Source organism: Ruegeria sp. YTSC004 (assembly GCF_059609805.1).
Genome location: NZ_JBXWMJ010000002.1, coordinates 165118 through 185671 on the forward strand (window position 1 = coordinate 165118; position 20554 = coordinate 185671).

At 56.4% G+C, this 20554-nt stretch carries 18 protein-coding genes and 1 tRNA gene; 13 read left to right on the plus strand and 6 right to left on the minus strand.

All coding sequences use genetic code 11. The features are described from left to right. Nucleotides 1–40 precede the first annotated feature (40 nt). The 4 genes from rpmA to AC2FFP_RS04520 all read right to left on the minus strand — a co-directional run bounded on the left by rpmA (nucleotide 41) and on the right by AC2FFP_RS04520 (nucleotide 2790). Nucleotides 41–310, minus strand: coding sequence for a 50S ribosomal protein L27 (gene rpmA / locus AC2FFP_RS04505; RefSeq protein WP_058271644.1), 270 nt, complete (start codon nucleotides 308–310; stop codon nucleotides 41–43). A gap of 11 nt (nucleotides 311–321) precedes the next feature. Further along, on the minus strand, nucleotides 322–939 hold the full coding sequence (locus tag AC2FFP_RS04510) for a 50S ribosomal protein L21 (protein WP_496739987.1): 618 nt from the start codon (nucleotides 937–939) through the stop codon (nucleotides 322–324). A gap of 208 nt (nucleotides 940–1147) precedes the next feature. Beyond that, nucleotides 1148–1948: a DUF2059 domain-containing protein gene (locus AC2FFP_RS04515; protein WP_496764907.1), complete on the minus strand. Its 801-nt coding sequence runs from the start codon at nucleotides 1946–1948 to the stop codon at nucleotides 1148–1150. Next, nucleotides 1948–2790: a DUF2059 domain-containing protein gene (locus AC2FFP_RS04520; protein WP_496764909.1), complete on the minus strand. Its 843-nt coding sequence runs from the start codon at nucleotides 2788–2790 to the stop codon at nucleotides 1948–1950. The genes AC2FFP_RS04515 and AC2FFP_RS04520 overlap by 1 nt, the downstream gene beginning before the upstream one ends. 123 nt (nucleotides 2791–2913) lie before the next feature. Between AC2FFP_RS04520 and AC2FFP_RS04525 the strand changes: the two genes are divergently transcribed. Next, a tRNA-Ser gene (locus AC2FFP_RS04525) sits at nucleotides 2914–3003 on the plus strand. Between the two features lie 727 nt (nucleotides 3004–3730). On the opposite strand, the gene AC2FFP_RS04530 is transcribed toward AC2FFP_RS04525, so the two are convergent. Then, nucleotides 3731–4297 carry a TetR/AcrR family transcriptional regulator gene (locus tag AC2FFP_RS04530; protein WP_496764914.1) on the minus strand — a complete coding sequence of 189 codons (567 nt, stop codon included), beginning with the start codon at nucleotides 4295–4297 and terminating at the stop codon, nucleotides 3731–3733. 174 nt (nucleotides 4298–4471) lie between these two features. On the opposite strand from AC2FFP_RS04530, the gene AC2FFP_RS04535 reads away from it, so the two are divergent. The 3 genes from AC2FFP_RS04535 (at nucleotide 4472) to AC2FFP_RS04545 (ending at nucleotide 8378) form a co-directional block, all read left to right on the plus strand. Further along, nucleotides 4472–5773 carry a purine-cytosine permease family protein gene (locus AC2FFP_RS04535; protein WP_496843856.1) on the plus strand — a complete coding sequence of 434 codons (1302 nt, stop codon included), beginning with the start codon at nucleotides 4472–4474 and terminating at the stop codon, nucleotides 5771–5773. A 64-nt stretch (nucleotides 5774–5837) separates the two neighbouring features. Continuing rightward, nucleotides 5838–7298: a beta-Ala-His dipeptidase gene (pepD, locus tag AC2FFP_RS04540; RefSeq protein ID WP_496880765.1), complete on the plus strand. Its 1461-nt coding sequence runs from the start codon at nucleotides 5838–5840 to the stop codon at nucleotides 7296–7298. Nucleotides 7299–7310: 12 nt separating this feature from the next. Further along, a complete protein-coding gene (locus AC2FFP_RS04545; protein WP_496764927.1) occupies nucleotides 7311–8378 on the plus strand; it encodes a 2,5-dihydroxypyridine 5,6-dioxygenase NicX family protein in 1068 nt (355 codons plus the stop codon). 192 nt (nucleotides 8379–8570) lie between these two features. Here the strand turns inward: AC2FFP_RS04545 and AC2FFP_RS04550 are convergent, their stop codons facing one another. Then, nucleotides 8571–8957, minus strand: a complete 387-nt coding sequence (locus AC2FFP_RS04550; protein ID WP_496764930.1) for a hypothetical protein — start codon at nucleotides 8955–8957, stop codon at nucleotides 8571–8573. A 236-nt stretch (nucleotides 8958–9193) separates the two neighbouring features. On the opposite strand from AC2FFP_RS04550, the gene AC2FFP_RS04555 reads away from it, so the two are divergent. The 9 genes from AC2FFP_RS04555 to AC2FFP_RS04595 all read left to right on the plus strand — a co-directional run bounded on the left by AC2FFP_RS04555 (nucleotide 9194) and on the right by AC2FFP_RS04595 (nucleotide 20521). After that, nucleotides 9194–10432 carry a hydroxymethylglutaryl-CoA reductase gene (locus AC2FFP_RS04555; RefSeq protein ID WP_496843859.1) on the plus strand — a complete coding sequence of 413 codons (1239 nt, stop codon included), beginning with the start codon at nucleotides 9194–9196 and terminating at the stop codon, nucleotides 10430–10432. After that, entirely contained in the window at nucleotides 10429–11340 is a 912-nt protein-coding gene (locus tag AC2FFP_RS04560; RefSeq protein WP_496843861.1) for a UbiA family prenyltransferase, read from the plus strand. The genes AC2FFP_RS04555 and AC2FFP_RS04560 overlap by 4 nt, the downstream gene beginning before the upstream one ends. Then, nucleotides 11337–13793 carry a PEP/pyruvate-binding domain-containing protein gene (locus AC2FFP_RS04565; RefSeq protein ID WP_496843863.1) on the plus strand — a complete coding sequence of 819 codons (2457 nt, stop codon included), beginning with the start codon at nucleotides 11337–11339 and terminating at the stop codon, nucleotides 13791–13793. The genes AC2FFP_RS04560 and AC2FFP_RS04565 overlap by 4 nt, the downstream gene beginning before the upstream one ends. Continuing rightward, nucleotides 13786–14886, plus strand: a complete 1101-nt coding sequence (locus AC2FFP_RS04570; protein ID WP_496880766.1) for a BtaA family protein — start codon at nucleotides 13786–13788, stop codon at nucleotides 14884–14886. The genes AC2FFP_RS04565 and AC2FFP_RS04570 overlap by 8 nt, the downstream gene beginning before the upstream one ends. Continuing rightward, nucleotides 14883–16214 (plus strand): hypothetical protein, encoded by a 1332-nt coding sequence (locus AC2FFP_RS04575; protein WP_496880767.1) that lies wholly within the window; start codon nucleotides 14883–14885, stop codon nucleotides 16212–16214. The genes AC2FFP_RS04570 and AC2FFP_RS04575 overlap by 4 nt, the downstream gene beginning before the upstream one ends. After that, nucleotides 16211–17056, plus strand: a complete 846-nt coding sequence (locus AC2FFP_RS04580) for a hypothetical protein (RefSeq protein WP_496764952.1) — start codon at nucleotides 16211–16213, stop codon at nucleotides 17054–17056. Before AC2FFP_RS04575 ends, AC2FFP_RS04580 begins: the two co-directional genes overlap by 4 nt. Then, entirely contained in the window at nucleotides 17049–18470 is a 1422-nt protein-coding gene (locus tag AC2FFP_RS04585) for an AMP-binding protein (RefSeq protein ID WP_496764956.1), read from the plus strand. Before AC2FFP_RS04580 ends, AC2FFP_RS04585 begins: the two co-directional genes overlap by 8 nt. Nucleotides 18471–18814: 344 nt before the next feature. Then, a complete protein-coding gene (locus AC2FFP_RS04590; protein ID WP_496722821.1) occupies nucleotides 18815–19309 on the plus strand; it encodes a hypothetical protein in 495 nt (164 codons plus the stop codon). Nucleotides 19310–19492: 183 nt separating this feature from the next. Further along, entirely contained in the window at nucleotides 19493–20521 is a 1029-nt protein-coding gene (locus tag AC2FFP_RS04595) for an alcohol dehydrogenase catalytic domain-containing protein (RefSeq protein ID WP_496764959.1), read from the plus strand. The last annotated feature ends 33 nt before the right edge of the window (nucleotides 20522–20554 follow it).

Here is a 20554-nt window from a genome sequence, read left to right on the forward strand (position 1 = left end):
GGTCCCCCATGAAATTTTCTTAAACCTTCTGGGTTTCGGCTTACTCTGCGGCCTCCGCCACTGGCAGGACCGAAATAAAGGTGCGGTTTTTCAGTCCCTTGTGGAACTTCACGGCGCCATCCACAGTTGCAAAGATGGTGTGATCTTTGCCCATGCCTACGCCTTCGCCCGGCCAGAACTTTGTGCCGCGCTGACGCACGATGATGTTGCCTGAAATGGCGGCCTGGCCACCATACAGTTTTACGCCAAGGCGGCGACCAGCTGAGTCGCGACCGTTACGGGAGGAACCGCCAGCTTTTTTATGTGCCATTCTGTCTCTCCTTAGCCTTTAGCCAGATCTTTGGCCTGCTCAACCCATTCGGGTTTCACTTTGACCGTTTCGATAGCAGCAATCTGCTCGTCCGACAAGGCGGCCAGAGCGGCAAAGCTCTCGATACCGGCCTCATTCAGCTTCTTGGCAGCGGCAGGGCCGACACCGTTCAGCTTGGTCAGATCGTCAGCAGCAGCAGCAGCGGCAGGTGCCTCTGCTTTGGCTTCAGCTTTCTTGGCAGGCTTTTTCGCCGCCGGAGCAGCTTCGCCTGCCGGAGCCGAACCGGTTGCAACTTTGATGCCCGACTTGTCAGCGCCCGACGACAGGATGTCGGTGATTTTGACCAGAGTCAGCTTCTGACGGTGGCCAACGGTACGCTTCGAGCTGTGCTTACGACGGCGCTTAACGAACTTGATGACCTTGTCACCTTTGATTTGTTCGATCACTTCGGCCTGAACGCCGGCACCATCGACGAACGGTGCACCAACAACCGGAGCGTCGCCGCCCAGCATCAGAACATCGTTGAATTGAACTGTTTCACCTGCGTCGGCAGCCAATTTTTCAACGCGGAGGATATCGCCCGCCTGAACTTTGTACTGCTTGCCGCCAGTCTTGAGGACCGCAAACATGCGTCTTTCCTTTGTCTAATCGCGTTCTATGGTCCCCGACCGGGCGTTTTTGGCTTTCGCCACCTCGAACAGCGCGCCCTTTTCGGGCTGTGTGACGACCCGTGGGACAAAGCCCTGGGGTCAATAATAACGACACCCGGCGCGGAAAACCGGCCGGGATGCGCGCTTATCCATAGATTGGTCGGCAAAGTCAACATCAAATGCGCGGTCAGAGATCTGATGCGGTAAGCGCCCGTGAGACGGCCTGACCCAGTTGAAAATAGATCTGGTCATACATCTTATCGAAACCGCCGAAAAAGGCTTCGTTTACGGCGCGTCCGGTCTCAGTTCTGGAAAAAGCAATATTCTCGCGCATCTGAGCCTCATCAAGCGGTTGATAGGCCACCAGAAGGAAGGAATACAACCAGATGCGGTTTTCTTCGGCAAGACTGTCCTTGTCCGACAAGAGCTGCGCCAGAATATCTTCCGAGCTGGTTCCGTTATCCGCGCTGAGACCGCGAAAAAAGTTGTAATCCGAACTAAGCGAGCTTTGTACGTTTTTTTCGATCAGGTCGTTGACTTCAATGTACTCGCCGATCAGGTCATAGAGCTGAGTGCCGCCTGCCCCGTTCAGATAGTTTTCGCGCGCCATGTCCTTGATGGTTTCATCTGCGAAAGCCTTTCTGGCCGAGTTTTCCAGTGTGATAACGGTTTGCCCGACATCACTTTCAAAGAACAGGATCGCGCGATCTATCTGGCTGGCTGTCAGGCTGGTCTCGAAGGTACCAGAGATCTGCTCCTGCATCCACTCCGGATCATAAATCTGGTCCACCTGATCATCGAAGAGCGGCCCGCCTTCACCACCCAGAAAAGTGTCGTTCAGGCCTTTCGCCTGAGCCAACCCTTCGTCACGCAGGATATCGACGACCTGTTCCATTTGAAGCGCCTGCATGAGGCGTTCAACCCGCTCGGACGCCGCCAGCGGCATGGCTGACAGCAACACAGCGAAACAAGCAGCGATCAGGCGCATCAGATATCCTGTGCCGGGTGAAGTTCCGCCATCCGCGCGGCCAGATCTTCAAACTTCATGGCCATGATTTCGTATTGGATGGCATTCAGCAGCTCATAGACTTCTTGCATCAAAGGCTGCTCCAAAGCCTCAGCATAGGCGACAACCTCAGAATCCGAGAAGTCCTGATAGGTATAGGCTGCCCCGGCAAGTGCGGACAGCTGCAAAGCCTGACGCATGCCGGTCTCATTGCGCTTCATCATCTGACGCAGCTCATCCGCGCCCAGTTGCAAGTCGATCACCCCCGAGGCGCTGGCAGCAAGCAAAAAGCGCACCTGAATTTCCTGCAGCGCACGCAATGCCGTCCCGCTGGAATCAATTGCATTGTTCATGCGTTTCAGATTTTCGACCCGTTTCGATCCATCCTTGATCAGGTCCGAGACGATTTTCTGCCCTTCAAGTTGCTTGGCATCGTCATCTTCAACCATGTGCGATGCATTCTCGGACTCGACCAGCCGTTGCCCAAGGTCGGATGCATAGAACTCGACCGCATGGGTTAGCGCCTCATCGCTCAGCGTTTGTTCCAGAATAGACACGGCTGTTTCGCGCATGTCCTCGGTATCAAAGACCTCTTCGGTCAGGCGTGTCCAGTCGGACCCAAACCCATCAGGATCGATCCCCAACATTTGCGGGGCTGAGGCCGAGGCCAGAGCGATGCTTTCAAGTGCAACGTCGAACCCGGTTGTTGTCAAAAAGGCTTCGATCCGATCCCGTCCGACAGCAAATGCTTGCTGCGACCCGGAAATCACGAACAGAACGGCGGCGAATAGCGGTAGGATAGTTTGGCGTAAAGGATATGTCATACCTATGAGCCTAGGGGAAATACCGCGTCAGGCAACGGAAAATCCCGCCTTTGTCATTTTCAGGAATTTTCTGCTTGCACCCCCGCGCGTTCCTCACTAAATCCCCCCCTCACAGACCCCCGCGGAGAGGTGCCGGAGTGGTCGAACGGGGCGGTCTCGAAAACCGTTGTGGGTGCAAGCCCACCCAGGGTTCGAATCCCTGTCTCTCCGCCACTACCTATCAAAAATAAAAGATATTCCCAGGCTTTCTGCTCCCACGAGGGACGCCGTTAAACCACTTTGCGCTGCCGCAACATGTCATACTATGACAACATTTCGGGTTTCGTTTGCACCAACTATGCCATTTCTTGGGTTCAAATCTTGGCGCGAGAGCATCGGTAGTCGCCATGGGGCACCGCAGACCTCGATGGCCGCAAAGGCAGCGCAGATTCCAAACATCCGCACATGCCGAATGGGTTCTTTCCTTATTATTTGATGGGATAGCCAACTCCGCGCGCCCACTCTTGAACCCTAACGCGCAAATCGACCGTGCCAGTAATGATGTCGTCGAACCCACTACGGAAGATCTTTGTTGTTATTTGTTCGAGCGAAAGCCCTGTGTCCCTCTCAAATGTATCCGCCCATACGAACCTTCCGTCTACAATGTTGCGGTTGAGAACTCCGTCGAAGTCCCAGGCGACACTGGTGTTTGGATCACTTGCAATACTCGATCTAATCATACTGTCAGGTTAAGTAAGGACTTTTGGGAACACCAGCCGTAGTGAGCGACTGTACTCTTGTAAACCCGTACCAAGGGCTAAGTACCCTCCGCGCATTTTGTTGTTATCATTTTACACTGCTGGATGCTGCGATGGGGCCCTCCATCCGGACCGGCTCGTCTGCATTCAAATCACCTTGGCGTTGCAACCTGCTTAAGTTCCGCCGAACTCGACTTAACGCGTTACTGCTGTGCGAGGCTGTGTTTCAGCATTTCAATTCGTTCAGGGTCCAAAGCACCGAGACGAAGCCATTCATATGACAATGACACATAGAGCGCTCCCATGCGCTGGCTGAACCACAGAAAGAAATCTGCGTCGGGGAGGTCTCCGTCTGCCACAGCCCGTTGAAACAGCTCTAGTTCGATTTCTGTAATGCGTACAATTTCGGGTGTCTGCCAGCCAATCGCCTCAGTGCCGCCAGGCTGACTGAGGTCCAGTAATACAAGCCGCGCTATGCCAGGGCGTTGAACCAACAAATCGACCTGACGACCTTGAATGAAGTTCAGCGCTTGCATTGCGCCAAGTGATTCGTCCACGTTGTCGTAACACAGAAGAATTTGGCCTAAGCCTCGGCGCGTCACTGCTTCGAGTATCGCCTGCATACTCGAAAAATGGGCGTAAAGAGAAGGTGGTTTGATCCCCAACTCTTTGGCGATCAAGGCATGCTGCAGTCGCTGGGGGCCCACCTCGGCACACAGGCGTTCAACAACATCAAGTATATGATCTTTGGAGTTTTTCTTCTGAATCATAATCAACTTTTCGTCTGCTTCTTTTGAATATCCGATTTAAACGGGTCGCGCCTGTGGGCAGAGCGCTTCGCCACGGTACCTAATTTCGTTAGGATACGTAACCTAATTATGTTAGGCTAATGGAATTAGGGGATAGAGCCACGCGTAAGAAGCCGGGCCAACAGGGAGGGACAGATGTCAAATTCGGATATTCAGCTTGAGGTGTCGCGCCTCGAAAAACTCACCGAAGATTACACCCGCGAACCGGTTCCGGCGGACGTGAATACACGCGGCATCCAGATCGCAGTTATCCAATGTGCAATCGGGATCACGCTTCCGGTGCTGGCCTACAGCTCTTGGCTGGCTCAAGATAATGGACTGGGCAGCGCCAACTTTGCCTTCTGGGTTGGCAGCTGGATTGTCGCGATCATTTCGATCTTTTCGGGAATCGTCGGTGCACGTTCGCGCCTGTCGACCTACATGATCCTGCAATTCTCGTTTGGTCAGACCGGCGCAAAGCTGGTGAACCTGTTGATGGCTCTGATCCTGTTGGGCTGGTACGCGGTGACCTGCGAAGAGTTCGGCGTGGCGATTTCGCAAGCCCTCAAGACAATGCTCAACATCGACTTCAACGTAAAAATCGCGACCTTTATTGGTTCGGTTTTGATGACGATCACAACGATCTTCGGCTTTCAGATGATCGAGAAATTCTCGCGTTTCTCGGTACCGTTGCTTGCGGCGTTCATGATCTACGTCGCGTTCCAAGCCACCGGCGATGCCGACAGCGCGCTGGACTGGACCCGCACGGCAACAACCGAGAGTGAGATTTCGTTGATCTCGACCGTGATCGGCCTGTTTGTGATTGCAGCTGTGCTGATGCCAGATTTCACGCGCTACTGCCCTAACGACAGGGAAAGTCTGATTGCATCAGCTGTGGGACTTGGTTTCACTTTCCCGATGGTTGCCCTGATGGCAGCTATCCCTGCAGTTCGCACTGGTGAATCAGACCTGATCCTGATTATGGCTGGAATGGGTGTGGTCTTTGCTGCCCTGTTCGTTCTGGTTTTCGCCACTTGGTCGACAAACATCACCAACCTCTATTCCTCGACCCTCACCCTTTCGACATTCGCAACCAAGACCCCAAGCTGGAAGATCACTGTCTTCGGCGCGATCATCGCAACCTTTGCCGCCGTGGGCGGGTTCGCCAGTTATTTCTCGGACTTCCTGCTGTTTATCGGGGTTTGCGTGACACCGCTGGTCGGCGTCTATGCCGTCGACTTCTTCCTGGTGAATGACCGGGACTATGACCTGAACAAACTGGAAAGCACTCCGGCTATCGGTTGGCCAGCATTGATCGCGTGGGCCGCAGGCTCGGTACTCGGCTACGTCACGCAAAATGGTTATCTGACGCTGACCGGCCTGTCCGCCATCGATGCGTTGGTCGCCACAGCAGTGCTGTACTTCGTATTGGCGAAGGCTCTGCGCAAAACAGGTTAACCCTCCCCGACTGCCCGTGCGCGGCTGCTGCGCCTCGCGCGGGCCTTTTCAAGGAGCAATGACAATGCCCACGTCCCTTTCAGGGCTGATGCCCTACGCCGTCTGGCGGCACTTCGAAGGCCTCAGCCAGATCCCGCGCGGATCAGGCAAGGAAGAGCGGGCAGTCGCTTTTGTCCGCGGATTTGGTCTGGCGTTGGATCTGGATACCCGTGTCGATGCCACTGGCAACGTCATCATCCGCAAACCCGCGACGCGTGGGATGGAAGATCGCCCAGCGGTCGCCCTCCAATGCCATCTGGACATGGTGCAGGAGCAGGAAGAAGGGCGTGGTTTCGACTTTGACCGCGATCCCATTGAACTGGTGGTGGACGGCGACTGGCTGACCGCTCGGGGTACGACATTAGGGGCGGACAACGGTATCGGCGTCGCCCTGACAATGGCCGTTCTGACCTCGTCCCAGATGGCGCATCCGGCGATTGAGGCTTTGTTCACCGTCGACGAAGAGGTCGGCATGAGCGGAGCCGAGGCGGTGACGGCCGACCAGTTGACTGCGCCCTATCTGATCAATCTGGATATGGAGAGCGATCACGAGTTGACCATTGGGTGCGCCGGTGCCGTCGATATCCTGGCCGAGGGCCGATATGATCAGCAGCCGCTGAATGGTGACGCGCATCTCTATGAGATTCAGGTGCGGGGTGGCCTCGGCGGACATTCCGGCCTCGACATCCATCTGGGTCGCATGAACGCCATCAAGGTTCTGGCAGAGGCACTGGTTCGACTTAACGCAGCCGTGCCCTTGACGGTCACGTGGTTCGGCGGCGAAGGCGTGGCCAACGTCATCCCGCGCCGTGCCAAGGCCCATTTTGCGGTTACCCCAGGCAGTGAGACTGCGTTGCAGGAGGCTATTCACGGCTTGCCGGATCTTGTGGCACCGTTCGTGCCTCGCGAACCCGATGCCCGCATTCGGTGCAACCGGGTACATGAGACTGCCGAGCGCGGCTTTACCCCTGCGTTCCAGGCCGAGTTTCTGGCTGCAATTGGCCGGGTGAACAGCGGCGTCCATTCGATGAGCGACGACGTGCCCGATCTGGTCGAGACCTCCAACAACCTGTCTATCGCCGTCGCGGAAAAAGGCCGGTTTCAGGTCACCTGCCTCGCCCGTAGCTGCGTCGAAGCCCACAAACCAAAGGTCATTGAACAGGTGAAAGACAGCGTCGGTGGAACCGGGGCGCAAATCTGGACGGCCAATGACGCGCCGGGATGGGAACCCCAGGCCGATAGCGCGCTGTTGCATTTCATGTCGGACGCCTACCACTCCCAGCAAGGCGAGAAGCCCGGAGTGATCGCAATTCATGCCGGGTTGGAAACCGGCATTCTGTCTCAGACCTTCCCGGCCACCGAAATGATCTCGTACGGGCCAAACATTCAGGGCGCTCATTCCACCGATGAACGAGTGCAGATCATCTCGGTCCAGAAAGTCTGGGCAGTTCTGCAAAAAACGCTCGCCACACTCCCTTCAGCATAAGGAACTCTAACCATGACTCCGAACCTGCCCAAGCAATATCTGGTCGTTGCGCGCCGTATCATTCAGGAGATGTTTGCTGCCAAGCCCGGAGAGACCGTGGCCCTGACCGAGGACGACGGCACCGACCCGCTGATCACGCAAGCCTTTTATCAGGCGGCGGCCGAGGTGGATGCCAAGCCGCTGATCATGAAGTTCCGGCGGGCGAACAACAACGGCGAGGCAGGAATGCCGGACTGGCCCGCCGGAGCCATGGAAGCCGCCCTTAGTCACGCCGACATCTGGATCGAAAACAACGAGGCGTTCACGCTCTACTCCTCAATGTGGGAACGCGTGATGGAGGCCAACGACAACCTGCGTTACAATGTGCTGGCGGGCAGTTCCATCGACAGTCTTGAGCGGGTGTTCTGCCACTATGACATCACCCGCATGGGCCAAGTGATCGACAAGATCGTAGCGCTTGCGGCCAAGGCCAAGACCGTGTGCGTCACCAGCGAAAGCGGCACGGACGTGTCCTTTGAAATGGACCCCAACAACGTGATCGATGCTGATAGCGGAGATTTCTCGCAGAAGAAATTCGGCACTGCACCTGGGTATGTGAACCTCGTTCCCAAAACCGGCACGATGGAAGGCCGTATCGTGTTTGACATGATTATGCATGCTGACCTGTCGAAAGGCGGCAAAGTTGAGTTCACCATGCAAGACGGCAACATCCTCGATTACGGCGGCCAACACGGGAACCTGTTGCGCGATTATGTCGAAGGCTTCGACGAAGAAAACATGCGCAGGATCAGCCATATGATGATCGGGCTCTGCACTGGCGTGCGCGAGCTGAGTTGGGAAATCGTCGAGGACGAACGCATCTGGGGTGGTGTCGACTTCGGCTTCGGCCACACCTCTCCGATGGACATGCCCCCGCATGGCCAACCCGCCAGTTCTCATTTTGACGGTATTTCAACCAAGGCAACCGTTTGGCTGGACGATCTGAAAATTATGGAAAATGGGGTGATCGTGCACCCGGACATCAAGGAAGATGCCGAACAATTGCTGCATGACTACGACCGAAAAACCGCGAGCGCGTAACGGTCGTCGCCCCCATCCTCGTCAGCAAGACTGGCGAGGATGGCATACTTACTGTTTTAGCGGATTTGCTTTAGGGTCAAAAATATCTTCCTTCGGTGCCACCCCAAAACGCGGGTTTGGACACCGAGCGCGGTATTATCGCCGGGAGCGTCGAACAGACAGCCCGCTTGGACAACCCGAACGCTTCCGCACTCAGATTGCATTGGCTTCTCTGACCGTAAGTTGCCGTTCTGCTCCCAGAAACCAAGATTCTCCGGAAACGATCATACGGTTACCAGGCTCAAGATGATCAAAATCGAAATTGGAATCTGGACCAAGATTGGGGATTGAAATAACCGCCTGATACATGTTCCCGGCATTGTCGCGAACGGTAACTGTACTCCCATCCTTTTCAGGCTTAACCGAAACGATTTCTACTTCAACCTCGTTGAGTTCCACCTCGTCGTTGGCGGATGCTCGCGTCCCCGGCTGACAGGCTGTAACACTTAGAAGAACGAAAAATGTAACAATGGCTTTCATCAGTTTTTGCATGATGTTTTGTGATCTTCTGATTAGAGGCTTGAAGGCGATGCGTTTCATCTGACCCGTTGGCGTTTTGGCTGATCTATTGCGTAGACACGCTTATCGAGCAGAAAGTAGTATCAACCGCAACATATACGAGACCCTTTCGGATCAAATACTTGATAAAGGAAAATTTGGCTGGTTTTTAGTCGATCTATTAGTAACTTGCATACCGATCAGATTGTGGTTGTAATCGCTTTTTGCTGAAAATCTATTGGAGTGCACTCTTGATAATTCCGTTTCATGTTCGGGAAATGCTTCAACGCATCAGGGCACGATTTGACGCTGATCAGATACCGAAACAGATGGCTCCAAATGATGCCGAGTTTTCAACACTGCGCCCGTCCCGCAAGCCTACCAAAGAGATGGTCGTGCGCTTTTGGGAGCAGTTGAAACCCACAGCCAGCGACGAGGATCAAGCGCAAATCGCTGATCCGGAAACGGTAGAAGATGCCGAAACCTATGGCACCAATATTGAGAACTTCATCGGGACGGTTAAGCTTCCTGTCGGGGTCATTGGACCTTTACGTTTGAACGGAATGAACGCAAACGGCGATTTTCATATCCCCCTTGCAACAACCGAGGCGGCGCTGGTCGCGTCTTATGCCCGGGGCGCTTATGCCGCCACCCGATCGGGCGGCGTCAGTACAGCTGTTTTGTACGAAGGTGTTCTGCGGACACCAGCGTTTGTATTCGAGAGCCTTCTCAAGGCCGGGCAATTTGTGGATTGGGTTGTGACAAATGTCGACATGCTCAAATCTGCGGCCGAAGCGACGACCCGTCATGGCAAGCTTGTATCGCTGGAGCCGTTCATTGATACAAACGTCGTTTTTTTGATTTGCCGCTACACCACAGGTGATGCAGCGGGTCAGAATATGGTGACCATCGCCACCGACGCCTTGTGCCACGCAATCGCGGATAGCTGCCCTGTCGCGATTGAGAACTGGTATGTCGAAGGCAATTTTTCGGGCGATAAAAAGGCTTCGGCGCTGGGGCTGGTAACGGGGCGCGGGCGTAAGGTCAGCGCCTCGGTCACGCTTCCGGCTGAGGTTGTCAAAAAGACGCTTGGAACGACGGTCGAAGCGATGCTTGACTATGGCCGTGTCGCCAATCTGGGGGCGCTTTTGTCCGGCCAATTTGGGGCGCAGGCGCACTATGCCAACGGGCTGGCGGCATTCTACATTGCAACCGGACAGGACGCGGCCTGCGTTGCCGAAAGCGCGATGGGAATCACGCGAATGGAACCAAGGGGCGACGATCTTTTCTGTTCGGTTACACTTCCGAACATCTTGGTTGGCTCGGTCGGCGGGGGCACTGGATTGCCCAGCCAGGCAGCAGCGCTGAACATACTCGGCCTACGGGGCAGCGGGTGTGGCACAGCTTTGGCTGAAGTGGCCGCGGCCACGTGCCTATGTGGTGAAATCTCCATCGTCGCCGCGATTGCTGCGGGCCATTTCACCCGCGCCCATGAAAGTCTGGCCCGCCACAGATGAGCATTCAGAACCGATTCTGGATTTATCAATCCGAGCGTTTTCCACTGAAGAAAACCGTCCCTCTGTTGCTGGTGTTTTCCTCGGCCAGTATCTGCGTGTCCGCCCGTCTCGCAGACCGCCCCCTGCCCGAATGGCCCGCCTTTGCCGCCGGCTTTGTGTTGGCCATGGCGTTGTTCTTCCAGATGCGGGTCTGTGACGAGTTTAAGGACGCTGAAGACGACCGGCGCTACCGGCCCGAAAGGCCGATCCCACGCGGATTAGTCTCAACCGGTGAAGTTCTAAGCCTGGGTTTACTGACCATTCCACTGGCATTTGCGGCTGCCTGGTTCTGGTACCCGTCGGTTTTGTGGCTGTTGGGCGCGGTTTGGATCTGGCTCGCGGCGATGACGGTCGAATTCGGTGTCCCGGCCTGGCTGAAGGCGCGGCCGGTTTTGTACCTGCTAAGCCATATGGCGATCATGCCCTTGATTGATCTGTTGCTGACCGGCCTCGAATGGCTGCCGGCAGGCGGGGCGGCGCCCTCTCTGTGGCTGTTCCTGGCGTTGTCTTTTGTGAATGGCTGCGTCCTTGAGATCGGGCGCAAACTGTGGGCTCCTGAAAACGAGATTACCGGTGTCGACACCTATTCCGCCCTATGGGGTCCGCGTCGGGCGGGGCGTATCTGGATCGGCTGCGTTCTGCTGTCCTTCGCGCTTCTTGTCGGCACGGGCAGCGTCACGGGCGTTGGCTGGCCAAGCGCCCTTATCGGCGCGCTGGCGCTGGTTCCCTGCGGGGCTGCCGCATTCCGCTATAGTCAGTCACCAACTGAGAAAGCACAGAACAGGATGGACACTGTTTCCGGCCTGTGGGTTTTCTTCTGCTATGCCACGGCTGGTTTCCTGCCCTTCTTGTTCGGAGCCCCTGTATGACTTCCATCGTCGCCCAAACGGATGCCAACGATGTCTCGGTTGTCGGAGGCAAAGCGGCGGCACTGTCACATCTGACGCAGCACGGTTTTTCCCCGCCCGAGTTCTTTGTCATCACCAAAGACGCATTTCGCATGGGGCAATCCGGGCCCATCGCGAAAAAGGGCCTGCGATCGGCAGTGACTGCCGCGCTTAAAACGCTCGGGCCCGGGCCTTACGCGGTGCGCAGCTCTGGCCGGTCCGAAGATGGCGTGGATCACAGTCACGCGGGACAGTTCGAGTCTGTCCTGAACGTTCCTGGCAAGAGTGTGATCGCAGCGGCCAAGCAGGTGTGGCAATCCGGTTTCTCGGCAACGGTCGAAACCTACCGGGCGGTCAAATCCGGCGGCCAAGCCGAGGCTCCTGCGATCATCGTACAATGCATGGTCGATGCAAAGACGGCCGGTGTCGCCTTTTCCGCCGATCCGGTCAGTGGTCGGCGCAATGTGGTCGTGATCTCGGCCATTGAAGGCCTTGCAGACCAGCTTGTGTCAGGTGAAGCGGACGGTGAGGGCTGGATCATCGGTGCGGATGGCACACCGGAAAGCGCACCAAACACCCCAACACATTTGAACGTGAACGAGGCGCAATCCATCGCGGCCCTTGCCCAAAAGGCCGAAGCTCTGTTCGGATCACCTCAGGACATCGAATGGGCCATTGATGCGCAAGGGCTACATATTTTGCAGGCACGACCGATTACCACGGCCTTACGTCCTGAGCCGCTCGAAGACCAGACACTTACTATTTTCGACAACTCCAATATCGTAGAAAGCTATCCGGGCATCGTCAGCCCGCTGACCTATTCTTTTGCTCTGCATGTTTATTCTCAGGTGTATCGCGCTTTCGTCAGGTTGCTGGGCGTTTCCCGGCACACGGTTGCCCGGAACCCAACTGTTTTTGACAATTTGCTGGGGCGCGTGGATGGGCGTGCCTATTACAATCTGATCAACTGGTATCGCGCGCTGGCGCTGTTGCCAGGGTTTTCGATGAACCGCGACTATATGGAAACGATGATGGGCGTTTCTGAACCGATGCCGCGTGAGGTCACGGATGCTCTTGCTCCGCCCCCCACCACTGGTTGGACTAGGGTCGTGGAATACGCGAAACTCGCCAAGGTTGCGGGCGGTCTGATCTGGCAGGCTGTCCGGCTGCCGCAGACCCGGCGCAATTTTTATCATAGGCTGAACGACATATTGCTGGCGGGGCTCGATGTGAACACGTCCAACGCGACCGAACTGGCGGCCGAGTACAGGCGCATCGAAAGCACCTTGCTGGATCGTTGGGACGCCCCGCTGATCAACGATTTTCTATGCATGATTGCCTTTGGCGGCTCGCGCAACCTGCTACAAAAGTGGCTGGGCGAGGACGGGTTGACCCTGCACAATGACCTCATGATCGGGCAAGGCGATATCGTTTCAGCGGAACCCGCTCAGCGCATTGCCCAAATGGGAAAGTTGGTTAGGCAGGCAGGTCTTGCCGCAACTTTGAAAGCCAATGCAGAGCTGTCAGTTTTGTCCGGGCACCGGCAAATCGAAGCCGAGGTTGATGCGTATCTTGAGAAATTCGGCGACCGGTGCACCGAAGAGCTCAAGCTGGAAAGCGTTCCGCTGCGCGACGACCCAACCAGCCTTTTGCTGGCGATTGCAGCCAGCGCCGAGCGTCCCCCGTCTGGGCGTCAGGAAGGCGCTGAACCGGACTGGCAAGCTCTGTTTCCAGCAACCCCCCTCAAACGGCAGTCGGCCAAATGGATTCTTGGCTGGACCAAGGCGCGTGTGCGCGACCGCGAAAACCTGCGTTTTGAACGCACGCGAATCTTTGGTTATGCACGACGTGTGTTTTTGGGCATCGGCCGGGAATTCGCCGCCCACGATCTGCTTTCATCACCAAAGGATGTTTTTTTCCTGACAACACATGAGGTTCTCGGAGCAGTCGAAGGCTATAGCCTGTCACCTGATCTGAAAGGCATCGTTGCGCGGCGCAAACAAGAGGATGAAGCCTCATCCCGACGCCCCGACCCGCCGGAACGCATCGAAATCCGTGGTCCCGCCATCGCGCCTATCTGGTCCGACAACGCGGAACTCGAGGTGGACACGGCACGGGCGAAGCACGGCACGGGCTGTTCCGCAGGACAGATCAAAGCGCGTGCGCGTGTGATCCGTGATCCACGCACCGAGGCCCTGGACCCCGGAGATATACTGGTGGCGCGCCACACCGACCCGGGCTGGATCGCCGTATTCTCAAACGCATCGGCAATCGTCGTCGAGCGGGGATCTCTGTTGTCACATTCGGCCATTGTGGCGCGTGAACTTGGTATCCCCTGCGTGGTTGGCCTGAAAGGCGCCACGCACTGGATCGAAGATGGCGAGATGATCTCGGTCGACGGGGCAAGCGGCGCGGTGGAGCGGTGCGATGGGTAGCAGTGAGATTGAGGATAAAGCGGATTTCGACTATGTCCGCTATGCCCAACTGTGGGAGGACGCAGATGTCCTGACTTCTGCACTAGGCGATTGTGCGGGCAAAACATTGGTGTCCATCTGCTCGGCCGGAGACAATGCGCTGGCTATGCTGACACTCGATCCCGTGCGCGTCGTGGTTCTGGACCTGTCACCGGCACAGATCGCCTGCCTCAAACTCAGAATCGCGGCCTATCAGCGGCTGACTCATTCCGAATTCATCGAACTTACTGGCTCGCGCCCAAGTACCCGACGGGGTACATTGCTGGGCCGGGTTTTGGACGCCACAGATACCGACACACGCGCCTTCTGGGAGGCTCTGACTCCGGAGGTCAAAAAACACGGCATTGGGGGCGTCGGCAAATTTGAACGCTATTTTCGCGTCTTTCGGACCCGGCTTTTGCCGCTGGTGCATTCACGCCGAACCATCGACGAAGTGTTCACTCCACGCAGCCCAGAAGCACGGAAAACCTTTTTCGACACGCGGTTCAACACATTCCGTTGGCGTCTTCTGCTGAACATCTTCTTTTCTCGCTTCGTCATGGGGCGCATGGGCCGGGACAGCGCATTTTTCGATCATGTCGAAGGCAGCCCGGCCCAACATGTCGCCCGCCGCATCCGTCATGCGGGGGTCGCCACCGATCCGTCTCAAAATCCTTATCTGCATTGGATTCTTAAGGGCAACCACGGTAACGCGCTGCCATTAGCATGGCGTCCCGAACATTATGAGACGATCCGATCTCGGCTGGATCGTCTGGACGTTCGCCTCGGATCGCTGGAGGCTTTTGTGTCGGCCGGTGAGAAAGCCAGCGGGTTCAACCTTTCCGACATTTTCGAGTACATGTCGCTCGAAACCTTCCGACAGGTTTACGGTGCCATCCTAACCGCCGCAGAGCCACACGCCCGACTGGTCTATTGGAACATGATGGCACCCCGGCGGGTTCCGCCGGAATACAGGGATCAGATAGACACCCTGACCGACATCGAAACGCAGCAGAAAGCCCGTGACATGGCATTCTTCTATTCGGATTTCGTCGTAGAAGAGGTGCAGCCGTGACCGTTCCTGGTCAAGTTCTGCTGGCGGCGGGGTCCGTATTGGCTCTTGTCGGAGTAATGATGGTCATCCGAAGTCTGGCCAACACGGCGGGCCTAAGCCCCGAAGTGCAGCGCAAGCTGATGCATGTCAGCACGGGCCTCTTTGCGTTGCTGCTGCCCTGGCTCTTTCCCGATCGCTGGCCGGTTTATATGCTGATCGCAGCCACAATGCTGGTGATGCTTGTGCTGCGCCTACCGCGTTTTTCATCGGGTCTTGGCGCGACCCTTCACGGGGTCGAACGCACATCCTACGGTGACTTTCTACTCGCCTTGTCCGTTGGGCTTTGCTTCTTGCTGGCGGGCGAAAACATACTGTTCTACTTGCTGCCAATCGCAGTTCTGACACTCGCGGATGCTGCCGCAGCGCTTGCCGGGACCACGTATGGAACCAAACGCTACGTGGTGGAAGATGGTGACAAGAGCTTAGAAGGGTCAGTAGTGTTTTTTGTCGTAACGCTATTGGTTGCGATCATCTGCTTCTTGTTCTTGTCGAAACTCCCGCCATCTAACGTCATGATGTTGTGTCTTATGGTTGCGGCCTTTGGCACATTGGTCGAGGCGCAAAGTTGGCGGGGGTTTGATAACTTGTTCCTGCCGCTTGGCTTGCTAATTTTTCTGAACGGCCACTATCACAGCTCTTTGGCAGAGCTCGCCCTGTTGGCCGCCATGTTCTTTGCCGCCCTTGCCAGTTTCGGCGTGGTGGGAACCAAGCTGGGCCTGACTAAGCATACGACCCGAGTGTATGTTGTCGCGGTTTTTTTGCTGCTTGCGGCCGCTAAACTGCAGAACACAGTACTGCCGATTATGGTTCTTGCCGCACATGGCTGGGCGCGCACCGCTTCTCCTTGTGACAGTAAGTACCCCGATCTGGATATCGTAGCCGCATTAGGGTTTTTGGGATTCGGGTGGCTTGCGGCAGGAAATGCAACGGGATGGGATGCGATTTCTTTTTTTGGGCTCAGTGCGATGGGGTTGGCTATGGGGCTCACTGCTGTGGCGCTGTGTGCCAATCCTATTGCGATACCGTTTGCTGCGGCTTTCCTGTTCATAATTAGGACTTGGGCTGTTTCCCAGAATTCTGAACAGTCGAACTGGGCTGAGCCGCTGACGGCTCTGACCCTGCTCTCACTGCTGTGCACAGTCGCGGTTCCATTGGCCCGGCCACACTGGTTCGAAAAAGACCGGGTTCTTAGGTTGACGCTGTTGGCCCTCGCCCTGCCCTTGCTCTACTATGTTTGGGTCGTTGCTGGATCGCTTGGAGCGGGGTTCTTTGCCGGAGTTGTTTCATGACCAAAGAGACGATCAAAACCGCTGATGCAAAGCTGACCGTGTATCTGAACGGCCCAAACTGGGACGGCGTTCCCACCGCAACCTTCGGTGATTTTTCCTGCAAAACCCCCGAGGCCGGAGCCGAGATCCTGCACAAGGGGATACGGCGAGTCAGAGACGCGGGCCTCGACCGGATCATCGGGCCGATGTCCGGCGATACCTGGCACAGCTACCGGTTTGTCTCGGGCAGCGACGGGTCTGCTTCGTTCCTGATGGAACCCACCAACAAACCTCATGAGCCCAAGGTGTTCCGGTCGGCCGGATTTAAAGAGATCAGCCGGTACTTCTCGGCCCGAGTGCCGCTGCAGGCCGCCGCCCGGTCGGCACCGCCGGAAACCGAAGGGTTCGTGGTGGAAGAGTGGGATGGAACAGATCCCGAGGCCCTGTTCCGCCAGGTATTCGAACTTTCAACCCGGGCATTCTCAAACAACGCATTCTATAAGCCGATATCTGAGGCGGACTTCCTGGCCATGTATATGCCGGTTGTGCCAATGATGAAGCGCGAGCTGATCCTGTTTGCGCGCCGCCGCGACGGGTCATTGGCCGGGTTTCTGTTCGGCATTCCCAACTATGCCGAAGGCCCCGATCCGACATCCGCAATCCTTAAGACCTATGCAAGTCTCGAACCCGGCGCCGGGCGGCATCTGGCACACAGGTTCCACAAGACGGCATTCAGCATGGGGTACGACACAGCCATTCATGCGCTGATCCATGATGACAATAACTCGGCCGACCGCAGTGCCGCGGAAGGTGCAACGATTTTCCGGCGATATTCCCTGCTTGGGCGGAAGCTGAATGGCTGACCTGCTCGCCCATTTCTCGGCTGCGGTTGAACGGTTTCCGGACAGGACCGCAATAGTGGACGGCAAGGGCCGCCAGATAAGTTTTCAAACACTGCACATGCGGGTTCAGCACTTGGCAGGTAGGTGGCAGGACAAGGGTATCCAACCAGGTGATCGCGTGCTTTTGGCCATGCCTGTCGATGCGGACCTGTATGCAAGTCTGGCCGCCCTATGGTCCCTTGGCGCCACCGTAGTCTTGCCGGAACCGGCCATGGGGTTGGCCGGTCTGCGCCACGCCGCCCGGACCACGAATCCAAAAGCGTTCTGTGCAGCGGGCGCGTATTCTTTGCTGAAGTTTCTGTTTCCAAACCTTTGGTCCCTACCTCTGCTGAAGCCGGGGGAAAGTCGCTGCGATCCGGTGGTCCACAAAGTTCAACCGGAGGATATCGCCCTTATTTCTTTTACCTCCGGGACGACGGGCCAGCCGAAAGCCATTCCCCGCTCGCATGCGTTTTTGATGGCGCAACACGATGCCATCGCACCCCTCCTTAACAGCGATCAAGTCGAGCGCGATCTGGTGGCCTTTCCGGTGTTCACACTGATCAATCTGGCGGCTGGGCGCACAAGTGTTCTCCCGAACTGGAAGTTGAGCAAGCTGGACCGCTTGTCGCCGGAACAGTTGGACAGCTGGATCCATGTGCAGCAAATCACCCGAACCCTCATCCCGCCGTCACTTTGTGAAAAACTTGCTCAATCCGGCGACACCGGTGCGTTGCGCACGGTGTTCACGGGCGGTGGCCCGGTGTTCCCGGACCTGGTGGAGACGTTGAGAACCCGGCACAAGCTTTCGGTTATTTGCGTCTACGGATCGACCGAGGCTGAACCGATTGCCCATCTCGACGCCAGGGACATCTCGGAGGAGGATTACCGTCGGATGTCCGGTGGCGATGGGCTTCTCGTCGGATATCCAGTGCCTGAGATCAAGCTCCGTATTTGCGACAATGAAATTCAGGTCGCAGGGGCACATGTGAACAACGGTTATCTTGATCCGGCCCAATCAGTGGAAAACAAAATTAAAGAAGGCGGCGTCGTTTGGCACCGAACCGGTGACGCTGGCACGTTGGACGAGCACGGTCGATTGTGGTTATGGGGACGGATGGGGTCCGAAATTGAAGTGCACTCGGGTTCATTATTTCCCTTCGCAATCGAAGTCGCGGCAAGGCAATGGCCAGGTGTAGAACACTGCGCACTTGTGAATACGAAAGCAGGCCCGGCGCTTTGCATTCAAGGGTTCCCTGCTCAAGTTGAGGCTTGGAGTAGTTGTGCGCTTAGTTTTGGTGTTCCCAAGGTGATTTCAATTGACAAAATCCCCATGGACAAGCGTCACGCCTCCAAGGTCGATCGCGCGAAACTTGAACGCTTCTTGGGTTCTTAACGAAAAATGGGCCGAAACCGCACCGTTTTCAGTTGGCTTGAATTTCAGACCTGAGTGTCCGCGCCTGTACAGCGAGAAATTGGGCTTCGCAGCGCGGTGAACGGCAGCTTCGCGGCCTTTGTGCAGAATGTGTCTGCTTCCGGCCCAATTCCGTCTCGGATTTTAGCGAATAATCAAGCTCACCTGCTGTGCTGTCCGCATGACGGCGTGTTATTGCCACCTGGTTCCATCAGATCGGCGCAGGCTGGCTCAAACCCCCGAATTGAAATGAATTTCTGGGAATTCCCCTTTGATCACCGATAATTTACCCTCATCTAAGCGGCACATATTTCAAGGAGAACCCCATGTCGCGTACTCTCATATTAGCTGTTATCGTCGCCGGACTTGGCGCCGGAGCTTACTATTATCTCAATCAACCCGAACCCACACCTGCCGAACAACTGCAATCGGCGGCCCAAGAAGCCGGTGAGGCTGTGAACGATGCCGTAGAAGCCGCGACCGAGCAGGCGAGCGAAGCCGCATCTTCCATTGCAGACCAAGCCAACGAAGCGGCCGAGCAAGCCGGACAAGCAGCTACTGATCTGGCCAACCAGGCCGGAGATCAGGTCGCCGCTTTGGCCAATCAGGGGCAAGATCTGCTGAATTCCTGGATCGAAGAAGGTACGCTTTCCGTCCAGAATTTTGACTATGACGCCATGGTGACTTCGGTTCAGGACAGCCAGTTGTCGCAGGACCTCAAAACAAAGGCTCTGGGTATCCTGGATGAAATCAAAGCATCCCCTCAGTTGATTGCCCAGAAGATCGAAGAGCTCCGTGTGCTTTTGACCGGACAACAATAATTTCCAAGGGCCGTTCGGAATTGAGCGGCCCTTATTCCATACGGCGCGCACGCTCCCGCAACGTCAGACGCAACTCTGATTGACGTCCCAACACCCGTTTGATTGGCTGCCCCTAAATCCAACGCAACACCATTGGCAACAGACCCGTTCTGTGCGGTGTCCGCACAGGAGATAGGAAACAAAATGACCACCCTGCCCCCAAACATGTTCGCTGTCATTCAAACCCATGACGGTTATTCCGGATCGGCCACCGGTCCGTTTATCGAAGATGCCGCCGATTGGCTGGCCGAGGCCGAGCTTCCTGTGCCCCAACCCGGCCCCGGTCAGGTCCTGATTAAATTGCGGGCATCGTCGGTGAACCCGTCCGACATCCACTTTATCAAAGGCGAATACGGGCAGCCGCGTGTAAAAGGCACGCCCGCCGGGTTCGAAGGCTGTGGCGACGTGGTGGCCACCGGCGCCGGTGCCGAAGCATTGCAGGATCAACGGGTTGCCTTTGTGGCGGCTGGTTCCGGGGCGTGGGCGGAGTATGTCGTGACGCAGGCGTTGATGTGCATCCCACTGCGACCCGATATCTCGGACGAAGATGGTTCCGCCCAGGTCATCAATCCCATGACTGCGATGGCCATGGTGGACATCGCGCGGGGTGCGGGCGATGCTTTTGTCGTTTCGGCGGCCACCAGCCAGTTGGGCAAACTCATGTGCTCATTGGGGCGCGATTTGGGACTGAAACCCATCGCAATCGTGCGTCGGGCCGAGGCAGTTGAATCCTTGAAGGAACTTGGCGCTCATGAGGTCTTGGTCACGTCCGACCCGGACATGATACAGAAATTCGCAGCGCTCAGCATGGAACTAAAACCACGTGTCTTTTTGGATGCCGTGACGGATCAGGTTTCCGAGCAGATTTTTTGTTCGATGCCCAACGGTGCACGGTGGGTCATCTACGGCAAGCTCAGCCCCGAATTGCCAAAACTGACACAGACCGGTCAGTTGATCTTTATGGGCAAGCGGATCGAGGGGTTCTGGTTGACCAAGTGGATGACGTCAACGCCTCCGGCGGACCAGATGAGAGTTGTTGGAGAAGTACAGGCCCGGTTTGCTGACGGACGCTGGAAAACGGATGTTTCTGAACGGCTTGGCTTGCGCGATGTGGTGGCAAATCTGGCCAATGCTCTGAAAAAGAGTGACGGGAAGGTGATTATCACGCCATAGTAGAACAAAGCCCCGGACGAAGGAGGATGTCCG

What these genes read in the sequence shown, in the direction of transcription:
- AC2FFP_RS04585 (WP_496764956.1), top strand. Translation starts at nt 17,049, where the DNA reads ATGGCTGACCTGCTCGCCCATTTCTCGGCTGCGGTTGAACGGTTTCCG.
- AC2FFP_RS04545 (WP_496764927.1), top strand. Translation starts at nt 7,311, where the DNA reads ATGACTCCGAACCTGCCCAAGCAATATCTGGTCGTTGCGCGCCGTATC.
- AC2FFP_RS04555 (WP_496843859.1), top strand. Translation starts at nt 9,194, where the DNA reads ATGCTTCAACGCATCAGGGCACGATTTGACGCTGATCAGATACCGAAA.
- AC2FFP_RS04590 (WP_496722821.1), top strand. Translation starts at nt 18,815, where the DNA reads ATGTCGCGTACTCTCATATTAGCTGTTATCGTCGCCGGACTTGGCGCC.
- rpmA (WP_058271644.1), bottom strand. Translation starts at nt 310, where the DNA reads ATGGCACATAAAAAAGCTGGCGGTTCCTCCCGTAACGGTCGCGACTCA.
- AC2FFP_RS04530 (WP_496764914.1), bottom strand. Translation starts at nt 4,297, where the DNA reads ATGATTCAGAAGAAAAACTCCAAAGATCATATACTTGATGTTGTTGAA.
- AC2FFP_RS04560 (WP_496843861.1), top strand. Translation starts at nt 10,429, where the DNA reads ATGAGCATTCAGAACCGATTCTGGATTTATCAATCCGAGCGTTTTCCA.
- AC2FFP_RS04580 (WP_496764952.1), top strand. Translation starts at nt 16,211, where the DNA reads ATGACCAAAGAGACGATCAAAACCGCTGATGCAAAGCTGACCGTGTAT.
- pepD (WP_496880765.1), top strand. Translation starts at nt 5,838, where the DNA reads ATGCCCACGTCCCTTTCAGGGCTGATGCCCTACGCCGTCTGGCGGCAC.
- AC2FFP_RS04515 (WP_496764907.1), bottom strand. Translation starts at nt 1,948, where the DNA reads ATGCGCCTGATCGCTGCTTGTTTCGCTGTGTTGCTGTCAGCCATGCCG.
- AC2FFP_RS04595 (WP_496764959.1), top strand. Translation starts at nt 19,493, where the DNA reads ATGACCACCCTGCCCCCAAACATGTTCGCTGTCATTCAAACCCATGAC.
- AC2FFP_RS04565 (WP_496843863.1), top strand. Translation starts at nt 11,337, where the DNA reads ATGACTTCCATCGTCGCCCAAACGGATGCCAACGATGTCTCGGTTGTC.
- AC2FFP_RS04550 (WP_496764930.1), bottom strand. Translation starts at nt 8,957, where the DNA reads ATGAAACGCATCGCCTTCAAGCCTCTAATCAGAAGATCACAAAACATC.
- AC2FFP_RS04520 (WP_496764909.1), bottom strand. Translation starts at nt 2,790, where the DNA reads ATGACATATCCTTTACGCCAAACTATCCTACCGCTATTCGCCGCCGTT.
- AC2FFP_RS04510 (WP_496739987.1), bottom strand. Translation starts at nt 939, where the DNA reads ATGTTTGCGGTCCTCAAGACTGGCGGCAAGCAGTACAAAGTTCAGGCG.
- AC2FFP_RS04535 (WP_496843856.1), top strand. Translation starts at nt 4,472, where the DNA reads ATGTCAAATTCGGATATTCAGCTTGAGGTGTCGCGCCTCGAAAAACTC.
- AC2FFP_RS04570 (WP_496880766.1), top strand. Translation starts at nt 13,786, where the DNA reads ATGGGTAGCAGTGAGATTGAGGATAAAGCGGATTTCGACTATGTCCGC.